This is a genomic window from Quatrionicoccus australiensis, from assembly GCF_020510525.1.
GTDB classification, from domain to species: domain Bacteria; phylum Pseudomonadota; class Gammaproteobacteria; order Burkholderiales; family Rhodocyclaceae; genus Azonexus; species Azonexus australiensis_B.
Genome location: NZ_CP075188.1, coordinates 3,254,060 through 3,267,083, shown reverse-complemented (window position 1 = coordinate 3,267,083; position 13,024 = coordinate 3,254,060). Strand labels below are relative to the sequence as shown.

Sequence of the window (13,024 nt, the reverse complement as noted above, 5' to 3'; positions counted from 1 at the left end):
GGGGGCTTGCTCCCGGCTTTTCCATTTTTAGTCATGTCAATTTTGCATTGCGGCCATTTTCGGCTATCCCTGGAGCGTCCCCTGATCATGGGGATAGTCAATCTGACGCCGGATTCGTTTTCCAGCGATGGTCTGGTTGGTGATCTGGAGAGGGCGGTTGATCATGCCAGGTATCAACTCGAGGCGGGGGCGGATATTCTCGATATCGGTGCCGAGTCCTCGCGTCCAGGCGCCATTCCGACGCCGGAGGCGGAAGAACTGCGTCGCTTGTTGCCCTTGCTGGAGCGCATTGCCGACTGGGGAGTGCCGATTTCGGTGGATACCTACAAACCGGCGGTGATGCGGGCGGCGTTGGCTGCCGGTGCAACGATGATCAATGATATTTCGGGCTTGCGGCATCCGGAAGCGCTCGCGGCGGTAAGTGATAGCGATTGCGCGGTGTGTGTCATGCACATGCGGGGTGAGCCGGGTACGATGCAGCAGGCGCCTGAGTATGTCGATGTGGTGGCCGAGGTTGGCATGTATCTGGAGCAGCAGCTTGCGCGCTGTCTTGAGGCGGGCATCGAGGCCGATCGTATCGTGCTTGATCCTGGTTTCGGTTTTGGTAAAACGCTGGCGCACAATTTGGCCCTTTTTCGTGGGTTGACCGCTATGGCGGCCCAGGCTTGTCCGCTGCTGGTCGGGGTTTCGCGCAAAACCATGTTGGGTGAGATCACCGGACGTCCGGTTGGGGAGCGTCAAGTGGCAAGTGTGGCTGCGGCAATGCTGGCGGCGCAAAAGGGTGTGAGAATATTGCGCGTGCATGATGTGGCTGCTACGCGGGATGCGTTGTCGGTGCTCGCGGCCGTTGAACAGGGAGAAGAAAATGTCTAGAAAATATTTTGGAACCGATGGCATTCGTGGTCGGGTTGGTGTTTCGCCGATTACGCCCGATTTTGTTATGCGTCTTGGCTATGCGGCTGGCAAGGTGTTGGCGGAGAGTGCCAAGATGCCAAGTGGCGAGCGTCCTTCCGTGCTGATTGGCAAGGATACCCGGCTCTCCGGCTATATGCTCGAATCAGCCCTGGAGGCCGGTTTTGCCGCGGCTGGTGTTGACGTTTGCCTGGTCGGGCCGATGCCGACTCCTGCGGTTGCCTATCTGACTCGCGCCCTTCGGTTGCAGGCGGGTATCGTTATTTCGGCCTCGCATAACCCATACTACGATAACGGGATTAAGTTTTTCTCGGCGCAGGGAACCAAGTTGCCGGATGCTATCGAGCACGCGATCGAGGCGGCGATTGATCAGCCGATGACCAGTGTGGCGCCTGCCGATCTCGGTCGGGCGCGGCGTATCGATGATGCGCGCGGGCGTTACATCGAGTTCTGCAAGAGCACCTTCCCCAATGACCTTGACTTGCGGGGTCTGAAAATTGTTGTTGATTGCGCGCATGGTGCTGCCTACCACACGGCTCCGGATGTGTTTCACGAACTTGGTGCAGAAGTGGTTCGCATCGGGGTGCAGCCCAATGGCTTGAATATCAACGATGGCTTTGGCGCGACCGCACCGAAGGCATTGTGTGATGCCGTGCTGGCCCAGCGTGCCGATCTTGGTGTCGCCCTTGACGGGGATGCTGACCGGATTCAGATGGTTGATGCCGCTGGTCGTCTGTATGACGGTGATCAGTTGCTCTATGCCATCGTGTGTAATCGGGCGCGGCATGGCAAGGTCAGCGGCGTTGCCGGCACTTTGATGACGAATCTGGCGCTCGAACATGCGCTGGAGAAAATGGGGATACCTTTCGGAAGGGCTGCGGTTGGTGATCGTTACGTTGTTGAAATGCTCAACGAACGTGGTTGGCTATACGGCGGCGAGAACTCCGGTCATATTCTCGCGATGGACAGGCATACGACTGGCGACGGTACCGTGGCTGCGCTGCAAGTGCTTGCCGCCTTGCGTGAGGCGGGGGGGGGGTTGCGGGAGCTGCTGGCTGGTCTGGAGCTTTATCCGCAGAAGCTGATTAATGTCCCTATCGTCAAAGGTTTTCCATGGCGTGACGATCCTGCCATTCAATCTGCGCTGGTCGAGGTTGAGCGGCGCATGGCCGGGAAAGGGCGGGTTTTGTTGCGGGCTTCAGGTACCGAGTCATTGCTGCGCGTCATGGTTGAGGGAGAGGATGCCGAGTTGGTAATGGCTGCGGCGGAAGAGCTGGCAGGGGTGGTTCGTGAGTCGGTACATCCCTCTTGAGGGTGTGTTGCCTTGACCCTGATTCGCGCTGGCAGCTATAATCCGAAGGTTTTTGCCAACCGAGGCTGACTGATCTATGCGGAAAAAGCTTGTTGCCGGGAACTGGAAGATGCACGGTGGTCTTCAGGCGAATTCGGCTTTGCTTGACCGGATTGTTGAGAGTTTGCCGAGTTTGGCTTGTGATGTGCTTGTCTGTGTGCCTTTCCCGTATTTGTTTCAGGTGGCGGAGCGGCTGGCTGGTTCGCGATTGGCGCTTGGCGCGCAAAACGTAAGCGAGCATGCTGCAGGGGCTTTCACGGGTGAGGTTTCGGCTCCCATGTTGGCTGAATTGGGTTGCTCCTTTGTCATTGTCGGGCATTCCGAACGGCGTGCCTTGTATGGTGAAGGCGATCTTTTGGTGGCGGCCAAGTGCAAGGCTGTTCTGGCGGCAGGGATGTGGCCGGTGCTTTGTGTTGGCGAGACTCTGGCGGAGCGTGAGGCTGGAGAGACGCTTGCTGTGGTTGCCCGGCAGTTGCGAGCGGTGATTGATTGTGTGGGTGTTGCGAGTTTTTCCCGCATGGTTGTTGCTTACGAGCCGGTCTGGGCAATTGGTACGGGTATGACAGCTTCTCCTGTTCAGGCAGAGGTCGTGCATGCGGCGATACGTCGGCAGTTTGCCGAGCTTGATTCGGTGGTTGCTGAGGGTTTGCGCATTCTTTATGGTGGTAGTGTCAAGCCGCAGAATGCGATGGAATTGTTTGCGCAGCCCAATATCGATGGTGGTTTGATCGGTGGGGCGGCGTTGGTGGCGGATGATTTTCTTGCGATTTGCCATGCGGCAAATTGATGGGCGGTGAAATGAACTGGTTCTTCTCTGTTGTTTTGACGGTGCACATTCTGGTTGCGCTGGCCATTATTGGTCTGGTGCTGATGCAGCATGGTAAGGGTGCCGACATGGGGGCTGCTTTTGGTAGTGGCGCATCGGGTAGTCTGTTTGGTTCGTCGGGCTCGGCTAATTTTCTTAGTCGGACGACTGGCGTTCTGGCCGCGGTCTTTTTTGTTACCAGTCTGGCGTTGGCTTATGTTGCTTCCAGCAAGCCAAAAACGACTGGTAGTGTGATGGAAGAAACGGTACAATCGCAGCCGGTTTCGCAGCCGGTTCAGGCCGTGGGGGATTCTTCGGCAGCGTCTGCTGATGCGGGTTCCAAGGCGAAAGACGTACCCAAGTAAGTGATATGGCCCGTCCGGCAGAATTCCTCGCTGGTCGGGTTTGAAGTGCAGTGCCGACGTGGTGAAATTGGTAGACACGCTATCTTGAGGGGGTAGTGGCGCAAGCTGTGCGAGTTCGAGTCTCGCCGTCGGCACCAATAAATGGGCAGTGACCGAAAGGTTTGCTGTTTCTTACAAGAAACTGAATATTGGCGGCGGGTCATGGAAAACTACTTTCCAATCCTGATGTTCGTTCTGGTGGGTGTTGCAGTGGGTGTTCTGCCTGTTGCGATGGGTTTTGTGCTTGCTCCAAGCAGGCCTGATCCGGAGAAGCTATCTCCCTACGAGTGCGGCTTTGAGGCTTTCGAAGATGCGCGCATGAAGTTTGATGTGCGCTACTACCTGATAGCCATTCTTTTCATCTTGTTTGATCTGGAAATCGCTTTCCTCTTCCCTTGGGCGACGATTTTCAAGGATATCGTCGCGACCGAATCAATCAAGTTGTTCGGTTTCATCGAAATGCTGGTTTTTGTCGCCATTCTGGTCGTTGGCTATGTTTATGCCTGGGCCAAGGGTGCGCTGGAATGGGAATAAAGCATGTCCATTGAGGGAATTCTCCAAGAGGGTTTTGTCACCACGACGGCTGACAAGCTGATCAATTACATGCGTACCGGCTCGATGTGGCCGATGACTTTTGGTCTGGCTTGCTGTGCGGTCGAGATGATTCATGCGGGTTGCGCTCGTTACGATCTGGATCGTTTCGGTGTTGTGTTTCGCCCCAGTCCGCGCCAGTCTGATGTGATGATTGTTGCTGGAACCCTGACCAACAAGATGGCGCCGGCCTTGCGCAAGGTCTATGACCAAATGGCGGAGCCGCGCTGGGTCATCTCCATGGGCTCCTGTGCCAATGGTGGTGGCTATTATCATTACTCGTATTCCGTGGTGCGTGGCTGTGACCGGATTGTGCCGGTTGATATTTATGTACCTGGTTGTCCCCCGACGGCAGAGGCCTTGTTGTACGGCATTATTCAGCTGCAAAACAAGATTCGTCGTACCAATACCATCGCCCGTTAATTGCCAAGGCTGATCACTATGTCCGCCAAGCTGGAAACGCTTAGCCAGAACTTACAGAAGCACTTCGGTGACAAGATTTTGTCGCTTAAGCTTGCTTTGGGTGAGGTGACCATTGAGGTTGCCGCTGCCGATTATCTTTCCGTAATGCAGACGCTGCGCGACGAGGCCGAATTGGGCTTTGAAGAGTTGATCGATCTGTGTGGCGTCGATTACTCCACTTATGGTGATGGGGCTTGGCAGGGCAAGCGTTTTGCCGCTGTGTCGCATCTGCTCTCGCTTGCCAATAACTGGCGTTTGCGGGTTCGTGTTTTTGCCGAAGATGATGATTTTCCGGCGGTCGCCTCGATAACCGGGGTCTGGACCAGTGTTAACTGGTTTGAGCGCGAAGCCTTCGATCTGTACGGGATTGCTTTCGTTGGTCACGACGATTTGCGGCGCATTCTGACTGATTACGGTTTTATCGGTCATCCCTTCCGCAAGGATTTCCCTATTTCGGGTCATGTCGAAATGCGTTACGACCCGGATCAGGCGCGTGTAATTTATCAGCCGGTGACCATCGAGCCGCGCGAAAACACCCCGCGCATCGTGCGCGAAGATACTTTCGGGGATACCGCCCATGGCTGACATCCGTAATTTCACCCTGAACTTCGGACCGCAACACCCGGCGGCGCACGGTGTGCTGCGTCTGGTGCTTGAGCTTGATGGCGAAGTCGTTCAGCGTGCCGATCCGCATATTGGTTTGTTGCATCGCGCAACCGAAAAGTTGGCTGAAACCCGTACCTGGGTGCAGTCCGTTCCCTACATGGATCGTCTCGACTACGTGTCGATGATGTGCAACGAGCATGCTTACTGCTTGGCGACCGAGAAGTTGCTCGGTATTGAAGTCCCGGAGCGTGGCAAGTACATCCGCACCATGTTTGACGAAGTCACCCGTATCCTGAATCACCTCTTGTGGATCGGTTGTCACGCACTCGACGTTGGTGCGATGACCATGGCGCTTTATACCTTCCGTGAGCGCGAAGATCTGATGGATGCCTACGAGGCTGTTTCGGGGGCGCGCCTGCATGCTGCTTATTACCGTCCGGGCGGTGTGTACCGCGATTTGCCGGATCGCATGCCGCAGTATGAAGCCTCGACTTGGACCAGTGCCAAGAAGGCGGGGGAGCTCAACGAGAATCGCAGCGGTTCACTCCTTGATTTCCTCGAAGACTTTACCAACCGCTTCCCGACCTATCATAGCGAGTATCACACGCTGCTGACCGACAACCGGATCTGGAAGCAGCGTCTGGTCAATGTCGGCGTGGTAACGCCCGAGCGTGCAAAGCAGATGGGCTTTACGGGAGCCATGTTGCGCGGTTCCGGCATCGCTTGGGATTTGCGCAAGAAGCAGCCCTACGCCGCCTACGACAAGGTCGATTTCGATGTGCCAGTCGGCGTCAATGGCGACAGTTATGACCGTTATCTGGTTCGTATGGAGGAAATGCTCCAGTCGAACAAGATCATCAAGCAATGTATTGCCTGGCTACGTGCCAACCCCGGTCCGGTCATCACCGAGAATCACAAGGTTGCACCGCCTTCGCGCGAAGGCATGAAGTCCAACATGGAAGAGCTGATTCACCATTTCAAGCTTTTTACCGAGGGTATTCATGTTCCGGCTGGCGAGGCGTATTCCGCTGTAGAACACCCGAAGGGCGAGTTCGGCATTTACTTCATTTCCGATGGGGCCAACAAGCCCTACCGGATGAAGATTCGTGCCCCGGGCTATGTCCATCTGGCTGGTATGGATGAAATGTCCAGAGGCCACATGCTTGCCGACGTCGTTACGATTATCGGTTCCCAGGATATTGTTTTTGGCGAGATCGACCGCTGATGTTTTCCGCTGAAACCCTACAGAAATTTGCGCGCGAAGTCGCCAAGTACCCCGCCGAGCAGAAGCAATCGGCGGTCATGGCCTGTCTCGCGCACGCCCAGGAAGAAAAGGGCTGGCTGCCTCCCGAAGTGATCGAGGCCGTTGCCGTTTATCTTGGTATGCCCCCGATGGCGGCTTACGAAGTGGCTTCCTTTTACAACATGTACGACCTCAAGCCGGTCGGCAAGTACAAGATCACTATCTGTACTAACCTGCCCTGCGCGCTGTCCGGCGGCTACCATGCCGGCGAATACGTGCAGAAGAAGCTTGGTATCGGCTACGGCGAAACGACAGCCGACGGCAAATTCACACTGAAAGAGGGCGAGTGCATGGGCGCCTGTGGCGACGCACCGGTCTTCATCGTGAACAACCGCTCGATGTGCAGCCACATGCAACCGGAACAGATCGACAAGCTGCTCGAGGAGCTCAAATAATGGCGATGCTCGGTTCGATCAACGGCGTCTTGATGGAAGGCCTGGATGGCGACAAGACTTGGCGCCTTCAGGATTACGTGGCGCGCGGCGGCTATTCGCAATTGCGCCGCATCCTTGCTGACAAGCTGTCACAGGAAGATGTCATCGCTGAGGTCAAGAAGTCGGTTTTGCGCGGTCGTGGCGGCGCCGGCTTCCCGACCGGCCTGAAGTGGTCCTTCATGCCGCGCTCCTTCCCCGGCGACAAATACATCGTCTGCAATACCGACGAAGGTGAGCCCGGTACTTTCAAGGACCGCGACATCATGGCCTACAACCCGCACGCGGTGATTGAAGGTATGGCCATTGCTGCCTACGCGATGGGCGCAACCCGCGGCTACAACTATGTTCATGGCGAAATCTGGGAAATTTACCAGCGTTTCGAAGCGGCGCTCGACGAAGCTCGCGCAGCTGGTTTTATCGGCCAGAAGATCCTCGGTTCGGAATTCAGCTTCGAGCTGTTTGCCCATCATGGCTACGGCGCCTACATCTGTGGCGAGGAAACCGCGCTGCTCGAATCGATCGAAGGCAAGAAGGGGCAACCGCGCTTCAAGCCGCCGTTCCCGGCTTCCTTCGGTCTTTATGGCAAGCCGACGACGATCAACAATACAGAGACATTCGCCTCCATTCCCTTCATCTTGAAGATGGGCGGCGAGGAGTTTCTCAATCTGGGCAAGCCTAACAACGGTGGGACCAAGCTTTTTTCGGTCTCTGGCCATGTCAACCGTCCGGGCAACTACGAAATTCCGCTCGGTACGCCGTTTTCGACACTGCTCGAAATGTGCGGCGGTATGCGTGGCGGACGGAAGCTGAAGGCAGTCATTCCCGGCGGCTCTTCGGCGCCGATCATGCCGGCTGACGTGATCATGGACTGCACCATGGATTACGACTCGATCAGCAAGGGCGGTTCCATGCTCGGTTCGGGCGCCGTAATCGTCATGGACGAGACGGTCTGCATGGTCAAGGCGCTGGAGCGACTGTCATTCTTCTACCACGAGGAATCCTGCGGACAATGTACGCCTTGTCGTGAAGGTACGGCCTGGATGTACAAGATTATTCACCGGATCGAAAACGGTCTGGGCAAACCCGAAGACCTCGACTTGCTGGGTAGTGTTCTCGGAAATATCTCCGGTCGCACCATTTGTGCGCTCGGTGACGCTGCAGCCTTCCCGGTGCAGAGTTTCCTGAAGCATTTCCGCAGCGAGTTCGAATACCACATCGAGCACAAGACCTGTCTGGTGCCCAAGGATGTGCAGTGGGCGGGTAGTGGTTTTCACAAGGTAGCGGCTTAAGCCCTGCCTTCCAAGCGATAGATACGAAAGAACTGGCTACAAGGTAGCGACATGCTAGAAATCGAGATCGACGGCAAGAAAGCGCAAGTGCCTGACGGCAGCACGGTGATGGACGCCGCGCAGCAGGTTGGGGTTTACATTCCGCATTTCTGCTACCACAAAAAATTATCGATTGCCGCCAACTGCCGCATGTGTCTGGTGCAGGTGGAAAAGGCACCGAAGCCGCTGCCTGCCTGTGCAACGCCGGTGACCAATGGCATGAAGGTGTTTACCCACTCCGAACTGGCCGTCAAGGCACAGAAGGGGGTGATGGAATTCCTGCTCATCAACCATCCGCTGGATTGCCCGATCTGCGATCAGGGCGGCGAATGTCAGCTGCAGGATATGTCGGTCGGTTACGGTCCGATGAAGAGCCGGTATACCGAAGAAAAACACGTGGTGTTCCACAAGAATGTCGGGCCGCTGATCTCCATGGAAGAGATGAGCCGCTGCATTCACTGCACCCGCTGCGTTCGCTTTGGCCAGGAAGTTGCCGGGATCATGGAGCTTGGCATGGCCAATCGCAACATGCATTCCGAGATCACGACCTTCCTTGGTCGTACGGTCGACTCCGAATTGTCGGGCAATATGATCGATCTCTGTCCGGTCGGCGCCCTGACTTCCAAGCCTTTCCGCTACACCGCACGTTCGTGGGAATTGCAGCGCCGCAAGTCGGTCAGTCCGCACGACTCGGTTGGTGCCAATCTGGTTGTCCAGGTCAAGCATGACAGTGTGATGCGTGTCCTGCCGCGCGAAAACGAAGCGGTCAATGAATGCTGGATCTCCGACAAGGAGCGTTTCTCGTACCAATCCCTGAATTCCGATCAGCGTCTTACCAAGCCGATGGTCAAGCAGGGCGGCGAGTGGCGCGAAGTCGACTGGAATGTCGCCCTCGATTATGTCGCGCATGGCCTCAAGGATGTCGCCCGCAATCACGGCGGCGATGCCATTGCTGCGCTGGCCTCGCCGGCTTCAACGCTGGAAGAAATGTATCTGCTCGGCAAGGTCTTCAAGGGGCTGGGTAGCGGTAACGTTGATTTCCGCCCGCGTCAGATTGACTTTGCTACCGATTTCAAGCGTGCCGGTACGCCGTGGCTGGGTCTCAAACTGGCCGAAATCAAGGATCTCGATGCAGCCCTTGTTGTCGGTTCCTTCCTGCGCAAGGATCATCCGCTGATCGCCCAGCGCCTGCGTCAGGCCGCCAAGAAATTTACCAAGGTCAGCCTGTTGTCGGTGACTTCCGACGATCAACTGATCCAGTTGCACGCCAACCTCACGGTTGCCCCCGCGCAACTGGCGCAGTCGCTGGCTGCCGTGGTCAAAGCTGCTGCCGAACTCAAGGGCACAGCCGTTCCGGCCGGTCTGGAAGGCGTCGCTGTTTGCGAAACCAGCAAGAAGATCGCACAGAGCCTTCTTGAAGGCGAAAAGCGCGCAGTCTTCCTCGGCAATGTTGCGACGCAGTCGGCACAAGCCACCCAGTTGCATGCCTTGGCGCTTGAACTCGGCAAGTTGACCGGTGCCACCGTCGGCTTCCTTGGTGAAGCCGCCAACGTCGTTGGTGGTCATGCTGGCTGGGCCCTGCCATCCGGTGCGAATGCACGTCAGATGTTCGAACAGCCGCGCAAGGCCTACTTCCTGCTCGGCATCGAACCGGAATTCGATTATGCGAACCCGCAAGTTGCGTTTGCTGCGTTGAAGCAGGCCAGCCTGGTCGTCTTCGCTTCGGCTTTCAAGAATGATCTTGCCCTCGAATACGCCGATGTGATCCTGCCGATTGCGCCTTATACCGAAACGGCAGGTACCTTCGTGAATATCGAAGGTCGTGTCCAGAGTTTCAATGGCGTCGTCAAGGCTCGCGGCGATGCCCGTCCGGCCTGGAAGCTGTTGCGTGTTCTCGGCAACGTCCTGACCCTGGATGGTTTTGCTTACGAATCCAGCGAAGCGGTGCGTGACGAAGTGCTTGGCAAGGATGCCGAGTTTGTCGCCAACCTCGACAATGGTTTGAACGGCGTCGCAATTCAACTGCCGTCCGCTGTCGAAGGCCTGCAGCGCATTGCCGATGTGCCGATCAATTTTGCCGATCCGATGGCTCGTCGTTCGCCGGCGTTGCAACAGACTGCTGATGGTGTCGCACCTAGCGCCCGCATCAACGAACAAACCCTGGCGCAGCTTGGTCTGGCAGCCGGATCGCCGGTTCGCCTGAAGCAAGGCAACGGCGAGGCCGTCCTGACCGCCAAGGCAGACAACAATGTACCGCTCGGTTGCATCCGTGTTGCCGCGGCGCATGCCTCGACCGCCAGTCTTGGCGAGATGTTTGGCCTGATTACCGTGGAGCGTGCATAAATGGACGCACTGATGAATTTCGGTCTGGGTATCTTTGGTGGTGCCTGGCCTGCCGTGTGGACGTTGCTCAAGATCGTCCTGATCGTTGCGCCGCTGATGCTCAGCATTGCCTATCTGACCTGGGCAGAACGCAAGGTGATCGGTTACATGCAGGTTCGTATCGGTCCGAACCGGGTTGGTCCTTGGGGCTTGATCCAGCCGATCGCCGACGGTCTGAAGCTGTTGATGAAGGAAATCGTGGTGCCGAGCGGTGCCAACAAGGCAATCTTCATCATCGCGCCGATGCTGGCCATCGCGCCTGCTCTCGCTGCCTGGGCCGTCGTGCCCTTCACCGATACGCTGGTGCTTGCCAATATCGATGCCAGCCTGCTTTACATCATGGCCATCACCTCGATGGGCGTCTACGGCATCATCCTGTCGGGCTGGGCGTCGAACTCCAAGTACGCTTTCCTTGGTGCCATGCGTGCGGCAGCCCAGATGGTTTCCTACGAAATCTCGATGGGCTTTGCGCTGATCTGTGTGCTGATGGTGTCGAACAGCCTTAACCTGGTCAGCATCGTGCATGCGCAGGAACATGGTCGTTTTGCCGAGTGGGGCCTGGGTTTCCTTTCCTGGAACTGGTTGCCGCTGTTCCCGATGTTCCTGGTTTACCTGATCTCCGGGGTTGCTGAAACCAATCGCGCGCCGTTCGACGTTTGCGAAGGCGAATCGGAAATCGTCGCCGGTTTCCACGTTGAATATTCGGGCATGGCTTTCGCGGTGTTCTTCCTTGCTGAATACGGCAACATGATTCTGGTCTCCACCCTGACTTCGATCATGTTCCTTGGCGGTTGGTTGTCGCCGGTCGGTTTCCTGCCGGATGGCATTCTCTGGCTGTTTGCCAAGGTTGCTGCGATTCTCTTCCTGTTCCTCTGGTTCCGTGCCACCTTCCCGCGTTATCGCTACGACCAGCTGATGCGTCTGGGCTGGAAAGTGTTCGTGCCGGTTTGCCTGGTTTGGCTCGTTGTCGTGGGATGCTGGATGATGTCCCCGCTGAATATCTGGAAGTGAGGAGAGACTGATGGGTTCGATGAAGGAAATCTTCAACAGCCTGCTCCTCAAGGAGCTGTTGAAAGGTATGGCGGTGACTGGCAAGTATTTCTTTGCCCGCAAGATCACCGTTCAATATCCCGAGGAAAAAACGCCGCAGAGCTTCCGTTTCCGCGGTCTGCACGCCCTGCGCCGCTACCCGAATGGGGAAGAGCGTTGTATCGCCTGCAAGCTGTGCGAAGCGATCTGTCCGGCGATGGCGATCACCATCGAAGCTGAACCGCGTGACGATGGTTCGCGCCGTACGACGCGTTACGACATCGATCTGACCAAGTGCATTTTCTGCGGCTTCTGCGAGGAAGCCTGTCCGGTCGATGCGGTCGTCGAGACCCGCGTTTTCGAGTACCACGGCGAGAAGCGTGGTGACCTGTACTACACGAAGCAGATGTTGCTGGCCAATGGCGATCGTTATGAAGATCAGATCGCCAAGGACCGTGCCCTTGATGCTTCCTACCGATAACGGGAACACGTGATGGATTTTCAGACTCTGGTCTTCTTCTTCCTGTCGGCGATACTCATCGTCGCCAGCCTGCGCGTGATTACCGCCCGTAATCCGGTCCACGCAGCCTTGCACCTGATTCTCGCCTTCTTTACCTGTGGCGGTATCTGGGCTTTGCTGCAGGCCGAATTTCTGGCCATCGCCATCATCCTCGTCTACGTCGGCGCGGTCATGGTGCTCTTCCTGTTTGTCGTGATGATGCTCGACATCAACATGGATCGCATCCGTCAGGGCTTCTGGAGCTACCTGCCGCTGGGCGCCATCCTCGGCCTGCTGATGGTCCTCGAGATGGGCCTGGTGCTGGGCAGCAAATACTTCCAGGTTCCCGCTGCCGAGGCCTTGGTGCCGGCCGGCATCTCCAATACCAAGAGTATTGGCGCGCTGATGTTCAGCGAATATGTCTATCCGTTTGAACTCGCTTCCATCGTGCTGCTCGTCGGCATGATTGCAGCGATTGTTCTGACCTACCGTGGTCCCAAGAAGACCAAGTACACCAACCCGAATCAGCAGGTCTTCGTCAAGGCGAAGGATCGCGTCCGCGTGCTGCAGATGCCGGTTGAAAAAGACTGAACCCCGGGAAGACCATGCTAACTCTGTCACTCTCGCATTTCCTGATTCTGGGCGCGATCCTCTTCGCGATCAGCGTTGTCGGCATCTTCCTCAACCGGAAGAACCTGCTGGTGTTGCTGATGGCCATCGAATTGATGCTCCTGGCGGTCAACATGAATTTCGTGGCCTTTTCGCACTACCTGCAGGACTTGTCCGGCCAGATCTTCGTCTTTTTCATTCTGACTGTCGCCGCAGCCGAATCCGCCATTGGCCTCGCCATACTGATCGTGCTGTTCCGCAACCTCAAGAGCATCCATGTGGATGACCTGGACAGCCTGAAGGGTTAAC

15 protein-coding genes and 1 tRNA gene are annotated in these 13,024 nt (G+C 56.7%); all 16 read left to right on the top strand.

The window, feature by feature from the left end; translation table 11 throughout:
- The first annotated feature begins 33 nt into the window (after window positions 1-33).
- The 16 genes from folP to nuoK all read left to right on the top strand — a co-directional run bounded on the left by folP (window position 34) and on the right by nuoK (window position 13,023).
- Complete coding sequence (gene folP / locus KI612_RS15600; protein WP_226440986.1) at window positions 34-873, top strand: dihydropteroate synthase; 840 nt, start codon at window positions 34-36, stop codon at window positions 871-873.
- Window positions 866-2,224, top strand: a complete 1,359-nt coding sequence (gene glmM / locus KI612_RS15595) for a phosphoglucosamine mutase (RefSeq protein WP_226440985.1) — start codon at window positions 866-868, stop codon at window positions 2,222-2,224. The genes folP and glmM overlap by 8 nt, the downstream gene beginning before the upstream one ends.
- A 76-nt stretch (window positions 2,225-2,300) precedes the next feature.
- Window positions 2,301-3,050: a triose-phosphate isomerase gene (gene tpiA, locus KI612_RS15590; RefSeq protein ID WP_226440984.1), complete on the top strand. Its 750-nt coding sequence runs from the start codon at window positions 2,301-2,303 to the stop codon at window positions 3,048-3,050.
- A gap of 11 nt (window positions 3,051-3,061) precedes the next feature.
- On the top strand, window positions 3,062-3,433 hold the full coding sequence (gene secG, locus KI612_RS15585) for a preprotein translocase subunit SecG (RefSeq protein ID WP_404818057.1): 372 nt from the start codon (window positions 3,062-3,064) through the stop codon (window positions 3,431-3,433).
- 52 nt (window positions 3,434-3,485) lie between these two features.
- Window positions 3,486-3,570: transfer RNA gene (locus tag KI612_RS15580), tRNA-Leu, on the top strand.
- A gap of 64 nt (window positions 3,571-3,634) precedes the next feature.
- A complete protein-coding gene (gene ndhC, locus KI612_RS15575; protein ID WP_226440982.1) occupies window positions 3,635-4,006 on the top strand; it encodes an NADH-quinone oxidoreductase subunit A in 372 nt (123 codons plus the stop codon).
- Window positions 4,007-4,009: 3 nt separating this feature from the next.
- The gene (locus tag KI612_RS15570; RefSeq protein ID WP_226440981.1) at window positions 4,010-4,486 is read left to right on the top strand and encodes a NuoB/complex I 20 kDa subunit family protein; all 477 of its coding nucleotides are present in this window, start codon (window positions 4,010-4,012) and stop codon (window positions 4,484-4,486) included.
- A gap of 18 nt (window positions 4,487-4,504) precedes the next feature.
- A complete protein-coding gene (locus KI612_RS15565; RefSeq protein ID WP_226440980.1) occupies window positions 4,505-5,110 on the top strand; it encodes an NADH-quinone oxidoreductase subunit C in 606 nt (201 codons plus the stop codon).
- A complete protein-coding gene (locus KI612_RS15560) occupies window positions 5,103-6,356 on the top strand; it encodes an NADH-quinone oxidoreductase subunit D (protein WP_226440979.1) in 1,254 nt (417 codons plus the stop codon). Before KI612_RS15565 ends, KI612_RS15560 begins: the two co-directional genes overlap by 8 nt.
- Entirely contained in the window at window positions 6,356-6,829 is a 474-nt protein-coding gene (gene nuoE, locus KI612_RS15555) for an NADH-quinone oxidoreductase subunit NuoE (protein ID WP_226440978.1), read from the top strand. The genes KI612_RS15560 and nuoE overlap by 1 nt, the downstream gene beginning before the upstream one ends.
- Complete coding sequence (gene nuoF / locus KI612_RS15550; RefSeq protein WP_226440977.1) at window positions 6,829-8,157, top strand: NADH-quinone oxidoreductase subunit NuoF; 1,329 nt, start codon at window positions 6,829-6,831, stop codon at window positions 8,155-8,157. Before nuoE ends, nuoF begins: the two co-directional genes overlap by 1 nt.
- 51 nt (window positions 8,158-8,208) lie before the next feature.
- Window positions 8,209-10,539: an NADH-quinone oxidoreductase subunit NuoG gene (gene nuoG / locus KI612_RS15545; RefSeq protein WP_226440976.1), complete on the top strand. Its 2,331-nt coding sequence runs from the start codon at window positions 8,209-8,211 to the stop codon at window positions 10,537-10,539.
- Entirely contained in the window at window positions 10,540-11,589 is a 1,050-nt protein-coding gene (gene nuoH / locus KI612_RS15540) for an NADH-quinone oxidoreductase subunit NuoH (protein ID WP_226440975.1), read from the top strand.
- Between the two features lie 10 nt (window positions 11,590-11,599).
- Window positions 11,600-12,088: an NADH-quinone oxidoreductase subunit NuoI gene (gene nuoI / locus KI612_RS15535; protein WP_226440974.1), complete on the top strand. Its 489-nt coding sequence runs from the start codon at window positions 11,600-11,602 to the stop codon at window positions 12,086-12,088.
- A gap of 12 nt (window positions 12,089-12,100) precedes the next feature.
- On the top strand, window positions 12,101-12,697 hold the full coding sequence (locus tag KI612_RS15530; protein ID WP_226440973.1) for an NADH-quinone oxidoreductase subunit J: 597 nt from the start codon (window positions 12,101-12,103) through the stop codon (window positions 12,695-12,697).
- 14 nt (window positions 12,698-12,711) lie between these two features.
- Window positions 12,712-13,023: an NADH-quinone oxidoreductase subunit NuoK gene (nuoK, locus tag KI612_RS15525; protein WP_203467144.1), complete on the top strand. Its 312-nt coding sequence runs from the start codon at window positions 12,712-12,714 to the stop codon at window positions 13,021-13,023.
- Window position 13,024: the final 1 nt, after the last annotated feature.